This window comes from Nocardiopsis listeri, assembly GCF_020741345.1.
GTDB lineage: Bacteria > Actinomycetota > Actinomycetes > Streptosporangiales > Streptosporangiaceae > Nocardiopsis > Nocardiopsis listeri_A.
Genome location: NZ_DYZD01000409.1, coordinates 1 through 16,925 on the forward strand (window position 1 = coordinate 1; position 16,925 = coordinate 16,925).

14 protein-coding genes are annotated in these 16,925 nt (G+C 69.5%); 5 read left to right on the forward strand and 9 right to left on the reverse strand.

The window, feature by feature from the left end; all coding sequences use genetic code 11:
- Positions 1–306: 306 nt before the first annotated feature.
- The gene (locus K8V84_RS21955) at positions 307–2,211 is read left to right on the forward strand and encodes an HtaA domain-containing protein (RefSeq protein WP_304078166.1); all 1,905 of its coding nucleotides are present in this window, start codon (positions 307–309) and stop codon (positions 2,209–2,211) included.
- Between the two features lie 87 nt (positions 2,212–2,298).
- Here K8V84_RS21955 and K8V84_RS21960 read toward each other — a convergent pair whose 3' ends face one another.
- From K8V84_RS21960 to K8V84_RS21990, 7 genes are all read right to left on the reverse strand, one after another.
- Entirely contained in the window at positions 2,299–2,541 is a 243-nt protein-coding gene (locus K8V84_RS21960) for a DUF3039 domain-containing protein (protein WP_304078169.1), read from the reverse strand.
- Between the two features lie 82 nt (positions 2,542–2,623).
- On the reverse strand, positions 2,624–3,205 hold the full coding sequence (locus K8V84_RS21965; protein WP_304078171.1) for a YqgE/AlgH family protein: 582 nt from the start codon (positions 3,203–3,205) through the stop codon (positions 2,624–2,626).
- A gap of 63 nt (positions 3,206–3,268) precedes the next feature.
- Positions 3,269–4,672 (reverse strand): NAD-dependent malic enzyme, encoded by a 1,404-nt coding sequence (locus tag K8V84_RS21970; protein WP_304078175.1) that lies wholly within the window; start codon positions 4,670–4,672, stop codon positions 3,269–3,271.
- A 341-nt stretch (positions 4,673–5,013) separates the two neighbouring features.
- Positions 5,014–5,736, reverse strand: a complete 723-nt coding sequence (locus tag K8V84_RS21975; protein ID WP_304078178.1) for an AAA family ATPase — start codon at positions 5,734–5,736, stop codon at positions 5,014–5,016.
- Between the two features lie 205 nt (positions 5,737–5,941).
- The gene (locus K8V84_RS21980) at positions 5,942–6,889 is read right to left on the reverse strand and encodes a tetratricopeptide repeat protein (protein ID WP_304078181.1); all 948 of its coding nucleotides are present in this window, start codon (positions 6,887–6,889) and stop codon (positions 5,942–5,944) included.
- Between the two features lie 109 nt (positions 6,890–6,998).
- Entirely contained in the window at positions 6,999–8,729 is a 1,731-nt protein-coding gene (locus K8V84_RS21985) for a methylmalonyl-CoA mutase (RefSeq protein ID WP_304078183.1), read from the reverse strand.
- Between the two features lie 71 nt (positions 8,730–8,800).
- A complete protein-coding gene (locus tag K8V84_RS21990) occupies positions 8,801–9,322 on the reverse strand; it encodes a MarR family transcriptional regulator (protein ID WP_304078226.1) in 522 nt (173 codons plus the stop codon).
- A gap of 250 nt (positions 9,323–9,572) precedes the next feature.
- Here K8V84_RS21990 and K8V84_RS21995 point away from each other — a divergent pair, with 250 nt between their 5' ends.
- Together K8V84_RS21995 and K8V84_RS22000 are read left to right on the forward strand one after the other, a co-directional pair.
- Positions 9,573–11,246, forward strand: a complete 1,674-nt coding sequence (locus K8V84_RS21995) for a glycosyl hydrolase family 18 protein (protein ID WP_304078185.1) — start codon at positions 9,573–9,575, stop codon at positions 11,244–11,246.
- Positions 11,247–11,486: 240 nt separating this feature from the next.
- Positions 11,487–12,338 carry an alpha/beta fold hydrolase gene (locus K8V84_RS22000; protein WP_304078187.1) on the forward strand — a complete coding sequence of 284 codons (852 nt, stop codon included), beginning with the start codon at positions 11,487–11,489 and terminating at the stop codon, positions 12,336–12,338.
- On the opposite strand, the gene meaB is transcribed toward K8V84_RS22000, so the two are convergent.
- Positions 12,307–13,266: a methylmalonyl Co-A mutase-associated GTPase MeaB gene (meaB, locus tag K8V84_RS22005; protein WP_304078190.1), complete on the reverse strand. Its 960-nt coding sequence runs from the start codon at positions 13,264–13,266 to the stop codon at positions 12,307–12,309. The two genes, K8V84_RS22000 and meaB, sit on opposite strands and share 32 nt — an antisense overlap.
- Before the next feature lie 128 nt (positions 13,267–13,394).
- On the reverse strand, positions 13,395–14,582 hold the full coding sequence (locus K8V84_RS22010) for an acetyl-CoA C-acetyltransferase (protein WP_304078193.1): 1,188 nt from the start codon (positions 14,580–14,582) through the stop codon (positions 13,395–13,397).
- An 85-nt stretch (positions 14,583–14,667) separates the two neighbouring features.
- On the opposite strand from K8V84_RS22010, the gene mce reads away from it, so the two are divergent.
- Both mce and K8V84_RS22020 read left to right on the forward strand, forming a co-directional pair.
- Entirely contained in the window at positions 14,668–15,126 is a 459-nt protein-coding gene (gene mce, locus K8V84_RS22015) for a methylmalonyl-CoA epimerase (RefSeq protein WP_304078195.1), read from the forward strand.
- Positions 15,127–15,539: 413 nt separating this feature from the next.
- Complete coding sequence (locus K8V84_RS22020; RefSeq protein ID WP_304078198.1) at positions 15,540–16,826, forward strand: DivIVA domain-containing protein; 1,287 nt, start codon at positions 15,540–15,542, stop codon at positions 16,824–16,826.
- Positions 16,827–16,925 lie beyond the last annotated feature (99 nt).

Below are 16,925 nucleotides of genomic sequence, written 5' to 3' on the forward strand. Positions count from 1 at the left end.
CGCGCTGGTGGCGACCCGACGCCGCGCGAGCGACGCAGACCCGACCACCGCGTGATTTCGAGGGACGGCGGGGCACTCGCAACGGGGGTCCCACCGATCCCACCGACCACATCGAGCTCAGGCCCCACGCGAGTGTGCACGCCTGAGCGGGCGGAGGCCGAGCCTCCCCCTCATGACCCCGCTCTCCCTTGGTGGGTGCCGTCGCGCCCGCTCAGCGCCAACCCACCGCCCCCCGCACCATCCCGGACCCGACGCGCGATCGGGACCGGTCACCAGTCCCCCGACACGATTGGAACCACCGATCACATGAGCACCGACTCAACCCACGAGGGTGACAGCAGAGCCCGGCGGGCTCTGCGTTCCCTCACCGCCTATGTGAGCGCGGCGGCCCTCGGGGCCTCCCTCACCGTGGCGGCCGCCCCGGCCGCGATGGCCGACGAGGCGCCCGTCTCCCTGGACGGCGGTTCCGCCACCTGGGGCGTCAAGCAGTCCTTCCGAAACTACATCGGCGGCCCCATCGCCGGGGGCGAGATCACCGCGTCCGACGGTGCCGGCGTCAACGACGACGGGACCTTCGACTTCCCGACCGTGGACGGCTCCGTCTCCAAGGAGGACGCCTCCGGCGAGGTGAGCTTCGGCGGCCGGGTGGTCTTCGCGGGCCACGACTACGGTCAGGGCGCGGTCCTGGAGGTCCACGTCGCCGACCCGCGCGTGGAGTTCGACGGCGACGGCTCCGCCACCGTGTACGCCGACGTCACCAGCCGCGAGTTCAACGGCGCGAACCCGGACGTGCCCCCGGGTGACCTGATCGAGTTCGGCGAGGTCACCGTGGCCGAACTGACCGGCGCCGAGCTGGTCGTGGACGGCGACGACCTCGCCTTCACCTCCGAGGCGGGCACCCTGCACGCCGACGCGGTCGAGGCCTTCGCCGAATTCTATGGTGCGGGCGAAGCGATGGACCCGCTGTCCTTCACCACCACGGCCGTGGAGGGCGGCGAGCCCGGCGATCCGGGTGAACCCGCCCATGATCCGAAGGTCACCGTCTCCAAGACCGAGGAGCTGAACCCCGAGGGCGAGACCGTCACCGTCGACGGCACCGGTTTCCGTCCCGGTCAGGGCGTGTACGTCGCCCTGACCGCCGCCGAGCGGTCGGCGGACTCCTTCCCTGAGCACCACACCGGCGCGGTGTGGTTGCGTGGGGCCGACGCCCCCGGTGACGAGGGCATCTTCTCCACCGAGGTCGAGGTGTCCGGTGCCTACGACGCCGAAGAGACGACCTACGACTGCGTCGAGACCCGGTGCTACATCGCGGTCTTCAACGACCACACCGACATCGGCAACCGCGACCAGGACGTGTGGACCCCGATCTCCTTCGCCACCGAGGACGACGGTGGCGACGATGGCGATGGTGACGGCGACGGGAACGGTGACGGCGGTGAGCTCCCCGAGGGCGACCTGACCGTGTTCAACGGTCGCGCCGACTGGGGCGTCAAGGAGTCCTTCCGCAACTACATCGAGGGCAACATCGCCGCCGGTGAGATCAGCACCTCGGAAGGCGCCACCCGTGGCGACGACGGGATCTTCTCCTTCACCGACGCCACCGGTGGGGTGAACCTGGACGACGTCACCGCCGAGATCGACTTCACCGGCACCGTGCTCTTCGAGGGCCACATCTACGGTGACGCCGACCCCCTGCTGTACATGTCCGTCACCGACCCGCGCGTGGAGATCGACGGCGAGGCCGGCACCCTGTACGCCGACGTGGTCAGCAAGTCCCTGACCGACGCCGAGCTCGTCACCTACGACGACGTCGCCCTGGCCGACCTGGACCTGTCCGGCGTCGACGCCGAGGTCGACGAGGGCGTCCTGAGCTGGGGACCGATCCCGGCCGCCCTCACCACCGAAGGCGTCCCCGCCTTCGCCGACTTCTACGTCGAGGGCGAGCAGCTGGACCCCATCTCCCTGGCCGTGAGCGTGGACGAGAACGTCCAGGTCCCCGGCGGCGGCGAGGGCGGCGGCAACGGTGGCGGCGGCGAACCGACCCCCGGCCCCGGTGACGGCGAGGGCGGCGGCAAGCCCGGTCTGCCCAACACCGGTACCGCCCTGGCCGGTCTGCTGGCGGCGGCCGCGGTCGCCGTGGCGGCGGGTGGCGCGGCCATCGCGGTCTCGCGCCGACGCAACGGTGTGGAAACCGCGGGCACCGAGGTCTGACCGCCCCGCCCGTAGCGGACACGACGAAGGCCTTGGCTCACCCGGTGGGGTGGGTCAAGGCCTTTCGAGTGCGACCGAAAGAGCCGCCTATTTCATCATCTCCTCGTACGCCTGCTTGCACTCGGGGCACACGGGGAACTTCTTCGGGTCCCGGTTGGGGACCCACACCTTGCCGCACAGGGCGATCACCGGGTCGCCGGTCACCGCGCTCTGGGTGATCTTCTCCTTCTGCACGTAGTGCGCGAATCGCTCGCGATCACCATCGTCGTGCGAGATGTCCGGCCTGGTCTCGCTGTCCGGAAGAACCTTGTTCAGGACGTCCATCGACATCGTCCTCACACCTTTCAACGTCTGGATCCCACGGTATAGGGTGCGGCGGCCCGTCTCAGTCTCACCGAGGACAAGCCTGCGCTCAGTTCATGGTGGGATCGTCCGGGTAGGTGGACAACAGGGCCATCTCTCCGCCCTGTCGGCGCAGGACCCGCGACCACAGCCCCTCGGGGGCGACACCGAAGAGGTCGTCGGCGAAGGCGTCGACCACGAACCAGGCGCCCTCCTCGATCTCCCCTTCGAGCTGCCCCGAACCCCAACCGGAGTACCCGGCGAAGACGCGCAGTTCGGCCAGTGAGGAGCCGAGCACCTCGGGCGGCCCGTCCAGGTCCACAACGCCCACGCCGTCCAGTCCTGTTCCGGGGAGCGGGCCCGCCAGCGGGGACCAGCCCGGCGGCGCCTCCTCCGGGACGGCGCTGCCCAGGGCGATACCGGAGTCGGTGCCCACCGGCCCACCCGAGAACATCACCGCCGGGGAGCTGGCGTAGGCGCCCCACGAGTTCACGACCTCGTCCACCGGAAGTTCCAGCGGCCGGTTGAGGATCACCCCGAGGGTGCCGTCGGCGGCGTCGTCGACGACGAACACCACCGAACGGCGGAAGGAGTCCTCCTGAAGCAAGGGGGCGGCCACCAGTAGGCGCCCGGTCAGAGTCGACTGGTCCATGGTCCACCTTTACCCGAAAAGCGACCGGTCGGACGCCCCCTCAGGACGGTTCGGCGAGGTGTTTCAGTCCTTGCTCTCCTGGCCGCGCAGGGCGGCCTCACGGACCGCGTTGGCCACGTGTGTGGACAGTTCCGAGTGGAAGACGCTCGGGATGATGTAGTTCGGACCGAGTTCGTCCTCGGTGACGACGTCGGCGAGGGCCTCGGCGGCGGCGACCATCATGTCCGAGGTGACGTTGTGGCTCTGAGCGTCCAGCAGGCCGCGGAAGAATCCGGGGAAGACCAGCACGTTGTTGATCTGGTTCGGGTAGTCGCTGCGTCCGGTGGCCACGACCGCGGCGTGCAGGTGCGCGATGTCGGGGTCGACCTCCGGGTCGGGGTTGGCCAGCGCGAAGATGATCGAGTCCTCGTTCATCTCGGCGATGTCCCCGCCGTCGAGCAGGTTCGGGGCCGAGACACCGATGAACACGTCGGCTCCGGCGACGGCGCCCTTGAGGTCGCCGTCGTAACCGTCCTGGTTGGTGTGCTCGGCGATCCAGCTCAGGTTGTCGTCCAGGTCCTCGCGTCCGGGGTGGACGGAGCCGTGCACGTCGTTGACGATGATGTCGCGCGCGCCGGCGTGCATGAGCAGCTTGAGGATGGCGGTACCGGCAGCGCCGGCGCCGGACATGACGATGCGGACCTCGGACAGCTTCTTGCCGACCACGCGCAGGGCGTTGCGCAGGGCGGCCAGGACGACGATGGCGGTGCCGTGCTGGTCATCGTGGAAGACGGGGATGTCCAGGAGTTCACGCAGACGGGCCTCGACCTCGAAGCAGCGCAGGGCGGAGATGTCCTCCAGGTTGATGCCGCCGAACCCGGGGGCGATCAGCTGGACGGTTCGGACGATCTCGTCGACGTCCTGGGTGTCCAGGGCGATGGGCCAGGCGTCGATGTCGGAGAAGCGTTTGAACAGGGCGGCCTTGCCCTCCATGACGGGCATGGCGGCCTCGGGGCCGATGTTGCCCAGGCCCAGGACGGCGGAGCCGTCGGTGACCACGGCGACGCTGTTGCGCTTGATGGTGAGGCGGCGGGCGTCGTCCTTGTTGGCTGCGATGGCCTGGGAGACGCGGGCGACGCCGGGGGTGTAGGCCATGGAGAGTTCGTCGCGGTTGCGCAGCGGCACCTTCGACTTCATCTCGATCTTGCCACCGAGGTGCATGAGGAAGGTGCGGTCGCTGACCTTGTGGACGATGACCCCGTCGACGGCGCCGAGGGCGTCGACGATGGCCTGGGCGTGCTCGGTGTCGCGGGCGGCGCAGGTGACGTCGATGCGGATGCGCTCGTGCCCAGCGGCCGCCACGTCGAGGGCGGTGATCATGCCGCCGACCTGCTCCACCGCGTTGGTGAGGCTGCCGACCGCGCTACCTCCGGCGTCCAGTTCCAGTCGGACGGTGATGGAGTAGGAAACGCTGGGAAGGGTGGCCACGTGTTGCTCCTTGGCTTTGGCTGGTGTCATCCGTCCGCGGGGCGCACCGGCGGCCCCTCCCGTGGACGTACGTACCGACCCCGGAACGGCTGTGGCCCTGCACGCCATGGATCCGCCCCGGTGGCTCTGGTCGGCTCTCGCGCGCCGGGAACACGGATCCGTTTTCCGTGTCGGCGACGCATCCCGCCGTGGCATCCGTCGAGGGGGTGCCTTCGAAAGCGGGGGCTCGGTTGACGGCCGGGGGCTGGCTGGAAACCCACAACCGAGTCGCTTCACCCTACCCGAGTCAAGGGGGGAACGTCAGCACAAGGTGACAATTAACGCCTTCGGAAAAAATCGCATTAATTCCCCTTGCTTGCCCGGTCTTCGGCGGCCCGAACCACCATGTCCGCACACGCGTCGGTGGAGAGCACGGCGGAGTCGACCACCAGGTGGTAATGGCTCGGATCGGCCGGATCGACCCGGTAGAACCGACGCACGTAGGCGGCGCGGGCACGGTCGTTGTCGTCCAGCAGCTTCGCGGTGGGCGGGGTGGGGCCCCACCCCTTGCCGCCGAACTCCTCCCGGTCCCCGCGTTCCCACAGGCGACGGGCTCGACGCAGACGGGCCTGACGGCTTCCGTCCAGCCGTACGTGCAGGGCGCCCGGGTGGTCGGCCAGGACCACCGCGGCGGCGCGGCCGAGGACGACCCCGCCGGTGTGGGCGACGTCCTTGATGACCCGTTCGGTCTGTTCGACGAACTCGTGGTCGTAGAGGAGACGACCCTCGTCGTCCATGGCGCCGAAGTACGCGGTGTCGACGCTGCCGAGGGTGACGGTGGGCAGTCGGGCGGCGCCGGCGAGGAGGCGTTCGAGGCCGCCCGGGGCGCGGTCGTCGCGTTGGAGGGCCTCGTCGAGCGAGCAGCCGATCTGTTCGGCGACGGCGCTGGGGACCGCGCGGTCGAGGAAGGGAACGCCGAGTCGGGCGGCGATGGCCGGCCCGATGACGCTGCCGCCTGCGCCGAAGGTGGCCGAGATCGTCACGACGGGGGCTCCGCCGAGATGCGGGGTGTCGTCGGTCGTCATGGTCCACCTGCCCGGTCGCACTGTGGACCGCGTCTGAGCGGCCCGCCGTGTAGTTCCTTTACCCGGAGAGGGGGGTGACCATCCCACCCGTCTTCACTGCGTCAAATACCGCATGATTTGCCATGAACGAGCACAAACAGGCGGAAATCTACGGCCGGTGACCGTTCGAAGAAATCTCGGAGAACGGGCACCGGCCGTCACCCGGTCAGAACAGGGCGGAGGTGAGCTTGCGGCGAGCCGCGCCCACGCGCGGGTCCCCGGCCGGCAGCAGGTCGAACAGGGACAACAGGTGTTCGCGGGCCTTGTTCCGGTCCTCGTCGGAGGTGCGCTTGACCGTGTCGATGAGGCGGTCGAAGGCGTCGTCGAACTTGCCGCCGTACATGAAGACGTCGGACACGGTGATCTGGGCGTCGACGTCGTCCGGGCGGTCGGCCGCGGCCTGCAACGCGGCCTCGGGGTCCACGTCCTGGAGCCGGCCGATCAGGCGCACCTGCGCCAGCTTGGCCTTGACCTCGGCGTTCTTGGGGTCGGCGGCCAGCGCCTTCTCGAACACCGCGGCGGCGGCGTCGAAGTCCCCACGCTCCAGCGCGGCCTGTGCCTCGACGTCGACCGGGTCGGCCTCGGGTTCGGGAACGCCCTGGTCCTCCGGCATCGCGGAGGGGTCGCCGTCCACCGTGCCGGGGTGCCCTGGCGGGAGCATGCCCTGCTCGGACAGGGCACCGAAGACCTGGGTGAGCCCCTCGCGGAGCTGCTCCTCCGTCGCCGGACCCTGCATCAAGGGCATGACCTGACCCTGGACGGCGATGATGATGCTCGGGGCGCCCTGCACGCGCAACGCCTGCACCAGCTGGGGGCTGGCCTCACTGTCGATCTTGCCCAGGATCCAGTTGCCGCCGGATCCCTTGGAGAGGTTGTCCAGGGCGTCCTCGACCTGCTTGGACTGCTCGGACCAGCCCGCGAGGACCGCGAGGACGACCGGCGCCGACAGAGAGCTCTCCAGAACCTGCTGGAAGGTGGCCTCGTCGACGTTGACGGCGTAGGGGTTGGTACGACCGGCCGACTCGTCGGCGCGCTGCTTGGCCTCACGTTCCAAGGCCGCCTTGCGCGCCCCGAGGTCGACCGCACTGTTCGGTGAAAAGTCCGAAGGCTGCATACTCCCTATCCTGCCCCATCCCGAGACGGTACGAGGACTCCGTACCGCCTCGGGCACGCCAACGGTCAGGGGTTCGCCGAAGCGAAGGGACCGTGCCGGACGACGGAGCTCAGAACTGCGGGTCCTCGGTGTAGGTGCCGAACTCCTCGCCCATGGTCGCGCAGATCTCGCCGAGGGTCGCCTCGGCCCGTGCCGCGTCCATGATGAGCGGGATGAGGTTTGCCTCGTCGGCCCGCACACCCTCCAGGAGGCGGGTCAGGGCGCGGTCGACGACGGCCTGGTCCCGTGAGCCCTTGCGGTCGGTGAGGACACGCTTTTGCTCGTGTTCCACCTCGTGGCTGATCTTGAGGATGTCGAGCTCGCCGGAGACCGTGTTGGTGTGGCAGTTGACGCCGACGATGCGCTTGTCGCCCTTCTCCAGGGCCTGCTGGTACTGGTAGGCGGACTCGGCGATCTCGGCGCCGAAGTAGCCGTTGTCGATTCCGGCGAGAATGCCGGAGGTCATCGGACCGATGGCGTGTTCGACGTCGTCACCGCCGCCCATGTGGCGGATGTGCGCGAAGACCCGCTCGGCCTCGGCCTCGATCTCGTCGGTGAGGGCCTCCACGTACCAGGAGCCGCCGAGCGGGTCGGCGACGTTGACCACACCGGTCTCCTCCATGAGGACCTGTTGGGTGCGCAGCGCGATCTCGGCGGACTGTTCGGTGGGCAGGGCCAGGGTCTCGTCGAGCGCGTTGGTGTGCAGCGAGTTGGTTCCGCCCAGGACCGCCGACAGGGCCTCCACGGCGGTGCGCACCACGTTGTTGTAGGGCTGCTGCGCGGTGAGCGAGACTCCGGCGGTCTGGGTGTGGAACCGCAACCACTGGGCCTTCTCGCTCTTGGCTCCATAGACGTCGCGGATCCAGCGGGCCCAGATGCGGCGGGCGGCGCGGAACTTGGCGATCTCCTCGAAGAAGTCGATGTGGGCGTCGAAGAAGAACGACAGGCCCGGGGCGAAGCGGTCGATGTCCAGCCCGCGGGACAGACCGAGTTCGACGTAGCCGAAACCGTCCGCCAGCGTGTAGGCGAGCTCCTGGGCGGCCGTGGCCCCGGCCTCACGGATGTGGTAGCCCGAGACCGACAGCGGCTTGAAGGCGGGGATGTGCTCCGCGCAGTACTCCATCAGGTCGCCGATGAGGCGCAGGTGGGGTTCGGGCGGGTACAGCCACTCCTTCTGGGCGATGTACTCCTTGAAGATGTCGGTCTGCAGCGTGCCGTTGAGGGTGCCGATGTCGACGCCCTGGCGTTCGGCCGCCACCAGGTACATGCAGAACGCCGGGATGGCGGGACCGCTGATGGTCATGGACGTGGTGGTCTCACCGAGGGGGATGCCGTCGAAGAGCAGGTCCATGTCGGCGACCGAGTCGATGGCCACACCGCAGTGACCGACCTCGCCCAGCGCTTGCGGGGAGTCGGAGTCGTAGCCCATGAGCGTGGGCATGTCGAAGGCCACGGACAGCCCGCCGCCACCGGAGGCGAGGATCATCTTGTAGCGCTCGTTGGTCTGGGTGGCGTTGCCGAAGCCGGCGAACTGACGGATGGTCCAGGCGCGGCCCCGGTAGCCGGTGGGATAGAGCCCTCGTGTGTAGGGGTACTCGCCGGGCCAGCCGATGCGTTCGAAACCGGGGACCTCGGCGCCGGGGCGCGGTCCGTAGACGGGTTCGAGGGGCTTGCCGGACAGGGAGGTGAAGTCGGCGTCGCGTTTGCGGGCGGTGTCGTACCTGCGCTGCCAGCGCTCGCGCCCGGCCTCGATGTCCCGGGCCTCGCCGCCGTTGGTGAGGTCTCCTGTGCTGTTCGCCATACAAGGATAGTAGGACGTCCAACTAAATATGTACAGAAAAGGAAGTGACGGCGCGAACGGCGGTCGGCCGGTCAGGCGCCTCGCGCCTTCTCCGCCACCGGGGCGGGGAAGTCACCGAAGTCCACGCGGAGCCGCACGAACATCTCGTGCATGCGCCACAACTCCTCCTCGGAGTAGCAGCCCACCCCGAAGTCCATGCCCAGGAGCGCCCGGGTGGCCCCCTCGGTGACCTCGCGGCCCGACTCGGTGATCTCCGCCAGCACACCTCGACCGTCGCTGGGGTTGGGCCTGCGCAGCACGAAGCCCTGCCCCTCCAAGCGGTCGATGGTGTTGGTGACGCTGGTCGGATGCACCATGAGGCGTTCGCCGATCTTGCCCAGGGGCAGCGACCCGGAGGCGCTGAAGGTGAGCAGGACCAGCGCCTCATAGCGCGCGAAGGTCAGACCGAACGGCTTGAGGGTGCCGTCCAGCTCACCGATGAGGATCTGTTGTGCGCGCATGAGCGAGGTGACCGCGGCCATCGCGGGCGAGGCGCCCCATCTTTGGCTCCAGTTGTCGTGCGCGCGTTCGATCGGGTCGAACGGAAGGTTCAAAGGGTTTCCCACGCCGTCACTCTAGGCGGTGCGCTCGGCACCGGGTCCCACCACGGAGCGGGGACGAATCCGATCGTCATCGAAAATCTCGACGGTGACCTGCGACTTCACGGATCGCCCGAAGAAACCCGTCGCGCGGACGTTGACGCCGCCCGTAATTGTTAGTTAAGTTTCCTAAAAATTAATCCCCCCACGTCAGTAAGGCCTCGTCCCACACTCGGCCCCTGACAAGCCCCCAGGAGACCCCGACGTGAGCGCACGACGACTCAGGAACACACTCGCGGTTCCCACCGCGGCGGTGCTCGCGGTACCGCTCGCACTGGCCTCGGCCCCCGCCACCGCGCAGGAGGCCGACGCCTCCGACGTCACCGTGACCTACGTGGAGACGGCCCGCTGGAACACCGGTTACACCGGCGAGATCACCGTCCACAACGCCTCCGACACCGACCTCACCGACTGGACCCTCGAATTCGACCTCCCCGAGGGCGGAGCGGTCCACGAACTGTGGAACGCCTCCGTCACGGGCTCCTCGGGTGAGGGCTACACCATCACCCCCCCGCGTTGGGGCGCGGTCGTTCCCGCCGGCGGCACCTACGGCTTCGGCTTCAACGGCGTCCACTCCGATGGCGCCACCCACCTGCTGGACTGCACGATCAACGGCGCGAACTGCGCGGGCACCCCCTCCCCCGGCCCCGGGCACGACGCGATGAACGTCGCCTACTTCACCCAGTGGGGCCCGCAGGAGCGCGACTACCACGTCCGCGACCTGGTGGGATCGGGCAGCGCCGACAAGCTCACGCACATCAACTACGCGTTCGGCAACGTCGGTACCGACGGCGAGTGCTTCATGACCGACGAACCGGAGGAGGGCGACGCCCTCGCCGACTACGGCCGGGTGGTCCCCGCAGCGGAGAGCGTCGACGGCGCCGCGGACGGCCCCGGCCAGCCCCTGCGCGGCAACTTCAACCAGCTGCGCAAGCTCAAGGAGCTGCACCCCGAACTGGCCGTCGCCATCTCCCTGGGCGGCTGGAACTGGTCCAAGAACTTCTCCGACGCGGTGGCGACCCCCGAATCCCGTGAACGCCTGGTGAGCTCCTGTGTCGACCTGTACCTGCGCGGGAACCTCCCCGAGATCGACGGCACCGGCGGGGAGGGCGTCGCCTACGGGATCTTCGACGGTATCGACCTGGACTGGGAGTGGCCCGGTTCCGAGGGCCACCCCGACAATGAGGTGCGACCCGAGGACCGGGAGAACTTCACCGCCCTGGTCCGCGAGTTCCGCGAACAACTCGACGAGTTGGGCGAGGAGACCGGGCGGCACTTCGAGTTGAGCTCGTTCATGCCCGCGGGTGCCTGGCGACTGGACAGCGGCTACGAGTTGGACGAGGTCATGACCGACTTCGACTTCATCACCGTGCAGGGCTATGACTACCACGGCACCTGGGAGACGGTCACCAATCACCAGTCCAACCTGGCGCCCGACCCGAACGACCCCGGCGACGTGATCTCCGCCGAGACCAACCTCCAGGCGTACGTGGAGCGCGGGGTCGATCCCGCCAAGATCGTTCTGGGCGTGCCGTTCTACGGCCAGGGATGGACGGGCGTTGAGCCCGGACCGAACGGCGACGGGCTGTTCCGATCCGCCGAGGGGCCCGCCCCGGGCACCTACGCGGACGGCACCGAGGACTGGAAGGTCCTCAAGGACCTGAGCGGCTTCGATGTGCACCGCGACGACGATCTCGGTACAGCGTGGCTCTACGACGGCGAGACCTTCTGGACCTACGACGACGAGGTCGCCATGACGCAGAAGACCGATTGGGCTCTGGACAACGGCCTGGGCGGCGTCATGATCTGGTCCATCGACGGCGACGACGCCGACGGAAGCCTCATCACCGCGATCGACGCGGCGTTGGGCGACCGGTAGCGAAGACCCCCGTTCGGCCGTACGCCGAACGGGTCGAGGCGGCGTCGGTGCTCTGATCCGGGGAGCACCGCCGCCAGGCCGGGGCGGACCGACGTGCGACGGTCCGTCCCGGCCCTCCATCTTTTCGGGGACGCTTTTCGGGTGCGCCGACTCTCGGGTGGGCGATGAATTCGACGGGCAGGACCGGTCCATACGGGTGAGGTCGCCCTCGGCGGCGGCCCGGAGCGAAGGGAGCCGGACATGACCGGTACGCACACCCTGAGGGTCCCGGACGGGATCCTCCACTACGAGGTCCACGGTGAGGGACCGTTCCTGATCCTGACCGGGGCGCCGATGGGCGCCGACCTGTTCACGCCACTGGCGGAAGCGCTCTCCGGCACCCACACCGTGGTCACCCACGACCCGAGGGGCATCGGTCGCAGCGTGCTCGACGACCCCGCCCAGGACTCCACGCCCGAGGCGCGCGCCGACGACCTCGTCGCGATCCTGAACGACCTGGGCGCCACCGAGGCCGACATCCTCGGCTCCAGCGGCGGGGCCGTGACCACCTTGGCACTGGCCGAGCGCCACGCCGACCGGGCCCGCACCATCGTGGCGCACGAGCCCCCGCTGCTCGGGCTGCTACCGGAGGCGGAGGAACAGTTCGCGGTCACCGAAGAGATCATCGCGACCTACCGGCGGGACGGCGCGGGGGCCGCCTGGCGCCGGTTCATGATCAACGCGGGCTTCCCCGTACCGGAGGAAGGCACGGAGGGGTTCGGCCCCGGCGCGGCCGAGGAAGAGGACGGAGCGGACGACGGAGAGAACGACCGCCGGTTCTACGTCCACGAACTCCGAGGCACCGTGCGCCACCGGGTCGACCCCGCGCGGATCACCGCCGGGTCCGCACGGGTGGTCCCCGCGTTGGGGACGGCCTCGGGTGGTCTGATCACCGACCGGACCACCCGTGCTCTGGCGGAACTGCTCGACACCGTCCCCGTGGTGTTCCCAGGGGGCCACGGGGGGTTCATGGAGGATCCGGACGCGTTCGCCGGTGTCCTGCGCGAGGTCCTCGCCCCGGTCACGGAATCGGGTCGGCGCCCAGCTCCTTGAGCAGCAGGTCGGCGGCGGTGTAGGGGTCGCGATCGCCCGCGGCCACCTCGCGGGCGAGGGTGTCCAGGCCACCGTCGGCCCCCACCCCGCCCAGGCGTGCGCGCAGCAGCTCCAGCACGATGGCCTCGACCTCGCCCCGCGCACGGGCACGGCGCCGTTCGGTGAGCTCACCGGAGGCCTCCAGGTGGGCGAAGTGCTGTTCGACGCGCTCCCACAGCTCGCCCACGCCCTCGTCCCGGGAGGCCACCGTCATGACGATCGGCGGCTTCCACTCCTGGTCGGTGCGGTCCTTCATCGCGATCATCTGGCGCAGCTCGCGCAGGGTCGACTTGGCGCCGTCCCGGTCGGCCTTGTTGATCGCGAACACGTCGCCGACCTCGAGCACGCCGGCCTTGGCTGCCTGGACGGCGTCGCCCATCCCGGGAGCACTCAGTACCACGGTGGTGTCCGCCTGACTCGCGATGTCGACCTCCGACTGGCCCACCCCCACGGTCTCCACGAGGATGACGTCGAACCCGGCCGCGTCGAGCACCCGCAGCGCGTGCGGTGTCGCCCACGACAGCCCGCCCAGATGGCCCCGGTTGGCCATGGAACGGATGTACACCTCGGGGTCGGCGGAGTGCTCCTGCATCCGCACCCGGTCTCCCAGCAGGGCGCCGCCGGTGAACGGCGAGGAGGGGTCCACCGCCAGGACGGCGACCGACCTTCCCTGAGCCCTCGCGGCACGCACCACGGCGTTGGTGGTGGTGGACTTGCCCACCCCCGGCGAGCCGGTGAAGCCGACCACATGGGCCCGGCCCGTGTGGGGCGCCAACCCCGCCATGATGGGGCGCAGCTCCTCGGCACCGTTCTCCACCAGGGTGATCGCGCGGGCCAGGGCCCGGCGGTCACCACCGCGGACCCGTTCGACCAGCTGGGGGGCGTTCATGTGACTCCTCGAGAAGTACCGCGCGGGGCGGAGGCTCGTGGCCTTCCGCCCCGCGGTGGACAGGTGCGTCGTGCGACCGTTCGGGGGTGGCCCTGGCCGCACAGGTTCGTTCGGTCGTCGTTCGGTCGTTACTCGGCGGGCACCGAGAACAGCAGGGCGTCGCCCTGGCCACCGCCGCCGCACAGGGCCGCGGCACCCAGGCCACCGCCGCGCCGGCGCAGCTCGTACACCAGGTGCAGGGCGATGCGGGCACCGGAGGCGCCGATCGGGTGACCGATCGCGATGGCGCCGCCGTTGACGTTGACGATGTCCTCGGAGACGCCGAGGTCCTCGGTGGACTGCAGGCCCACCGCGGCGAAGGCCTCGTTGATCTCGATGAGGTCCAGGTCCTCCACCTTCTTGCCCGCCTTGCCCAGGGCGTGCTTGATGGCGTTGGAGGGCTGGGAGTGCAGGGAGTTGTCGGGGCCGGCGACGTTTCCGTGCGCGCCGATCTCGGCGAGGATCGGGGCGCCGAGCTCCTCGGCCTTGGCCCGGCTCATCACGACCACCGCGGCGGCGCCGTCCGAGATCTGCGAGGAGGAGCCGGCGGTGATGGTGCCGTCGCGGTCGAAGGCCGGGCGCAGCCTGCCCAGGCTCTCGGCCGTGGTGTCCGGGCGGACGCCCTCGTCGTGCGAGAAGACGACCGGGTCGCCCTTGCGCTGCGGGATCTCGACGGGGACGATCTCCTCGTCGAACAGGCCCTTCTCGGCGGCCGCGGCGGCACGCTGGTGCGAGCGGGCGGCGAAGGCGTCCTGCTCGGGGCGCTCGATGCCGAGCCTGCCGTTGTGGCGCTCGGTGGAGGCGCCCATGGAGTCGCCCTCGAAGGAATCGGTGAGGCCGTCGTGCGCGGTGGCGTCCAGGACCTCGATGGAACCGTACTTGTAGCCCTTACGGGACTTGGGCAGCAGGTGCGGGGCGTTCGTCATGGACTCCATACCGCCGGCGACCACGATGTCGAACTCGCCCGCGGCGATGAGCTGGTCGGCGAGGGCGATCGCGTCCAGGCCCGACAGGCAGACCTTGTTGATGGTCACCGAGGGGACGTCCATGGGGATACCGCCCTTGACGGCGGCCTGACGGGACGGGATCTGGCCAGCGCCGGCCTGCAGCACCTGCCCCATGACCACGTATCCGACCTGTTCGCCGCTGATGCCGGCACGCTCCAGCGCGGCCTTGATCGCGAAGCCGCCCAGGTCTGCGGCGGAGAACCCGGCGAGGGAGCCGAGGAGTCGGCCGGTGGGGGTCCGTGCCCCACCGACGATGACGGAACCGGGCATCTTAACTGGCCTCCAAGTGATGGGTGACGCACCTGGTCTGCAACGATACCCACACGGATCACATCGACGTTCGAGAGGTTCACCCGTGAGCGACGCACCCGTTCCCACCGGCCCGTTCTCCGGGCTGACCCGCCTGGACCACGTGGGTATCGCCTGCAAGGACCTGGACGCCTCCATCGACTTCTACCGGCTCACGTACGGCTTCGAGGTCGAGCACGAGGAGGTGAACGAAGAGCAGGGCGTACGCGAGGCGATGCTGCGGGTCAACGGCACCGACGACGGCGGCGCGACCTACCTCCAGCTGCTGGAGCCGACCCGTGACGACTCCCCGGTCGCGAAGTTCCTGGAGCGCAACGGCGAGGGGGTGCACCACCTCGCGTTCGGCACCACCGACGTGGCCGCGAGCGCGAAGGGGATCGGTGAGCGCGGGGTACGGGTCCTGGACGCCGAACCGCGCGCCGGCACCGCCGGCTCACGGATCGTTTTCCTCCACCCGAAGGACTGCGGTGGCGTTCTGACCGAATTGGTGCAAGGCTCGCACTGAGGGAACGCCCCATGATCGACCGGACCGACGAAGTCACGGTGACGTCCCGAACGCATCACGTATTGACTTCCGCGGGAGCGGCCGACCTTGGACCCCACCGGAAGTTACACCAAACCCCCTTCCCCGGTGTTGCACGCTTGATAAAGTCGGCTAGCTGCCGGATGTACTTTTCTTCCGGCGTTGGTCCATGTCTTGCAGTCCGGTCGTGAACCGGGGCGGCCATAACCACCAGCGACACCGACCGGATCGGCCCTCGTATCCGGCCAGGGTCGACCACCGCACCCATCCGCCCACACCTTCGGCGCACGTACCCCGGACTCACACCGTCCCGGGGGCACCGCAGTTCCCTCCTGCCGTCCCCGGCAGTACGCAAGTACAAGTAGCCGTCTCGCACCCGTTCAGGATTCCGCCACATGTCGTCAAACAACATCGACACCCAGCTCAACAACATCTTCGACGAAGACAACGCTCCGCCCGAGTTCGACGTGGTGTTGCGTGGCTTTGACCGCAACCAGGTGCAGGACTACCTCGACGGGCTCCGCAACGAGGTCAAGGAGGCCAACAGCGCGGCCGAGAAGTACAAGGCCGAGCTGAACTCCAAGCAGCGCCAGCTCCAGGAGCGCGAGCGTCCCACCTACTCCGGCCTGGGCTCGCGCATCGAGGAGCTGCTCCGTCTGGCCGAGGAACAGGCCAACGAGCTCGTCCAGGGCGCCCAGATCGACGCCAACGACATTCGTTCGGCCGCCAAGATCGAGGCCGCGGAGATGCGCGCCGCCGCCGAGTCCGAGGCCACCGAGGTCCGCACGCTCGCCCAGCGCGAGGCCGACGAGCAGCGCCAGTCCGCCGAGTCCGAGGCGGAGGAGATCAGCACCACGGCCCGCCGCGAGGCCGACGAGCTGGCCTCCACCACCGAGCGCGAGGTCCAGAAGAAGCGCTCCGCCGTCGACCACGAGATCGCCGAGAAGCGCGCCACCTTCGAGGGCGAGATCGCCAAGCTGCGCACCACCACCGAGCGTGAGTGCGCCCAGGCCCGCGCCGCCGCCAAGCGCGAGCGCGACGAGACGATCCAGTCCGCCAAGAGCCAGGCCGAGGAGCTGCGCAAGAACGCCGAGCGCGCCTACGCCGAGTCCGAGGCCCGTCGCACCGAGACCGAAGACCAGTTCGAGCTTCAGCTGGCCGACCGTCGTGCCGAGGCCGAGCGTCAGGACGCCGAGCGTCTGGCCGCCGCCCAGGCCGCCACCCAGCAGATGGTCAGCGAGGCCGAGGAGCGCGCCCGCAGCGCCGAGGAGCGCGCCACCAAGGCCAGCCAGCAGGCCGAGCACACCCGCCGCGAGGCCGAGAACCACGCCAAGACGCTGGTCGGCAACGCCAAGAAGAACGCCGCTCAGATCGACGCCGACGCCAAGGCCAAGGCCGAGCACCAGGTCTCCGATGCCAAGGCCGAGGCCAACCGCATCATGGCGATCGCCAAGAAGGAGGTCGAGGAGCTCAACCGCCAGCGCGACAGCATCCAGTCGCACCTGCAGCAGCTGCGTCAGCTGCTCGGTGGCGGTGGCGCCGCTCCGGCGCCGGCCGCTCCGGCCGCCGCCGCGCCCGCGGCCATCCAGCAGGAGCCCGCTCCGGCAGCTCCGGCGGAGGAGGCCAAGCAGCCGGCCCACTCCGGCAAGGGCGCCGACGACGAGGACTGGTGGCAGGAGTAGTCACGCCCCTTGTGGCGTGACCGTCCGACACGGTGAAGGGCCCGGCCCCCACAGGGGTTCCGGGCCCTTCGCGTTGCACTCCTACCTCGGCGGCAGGGG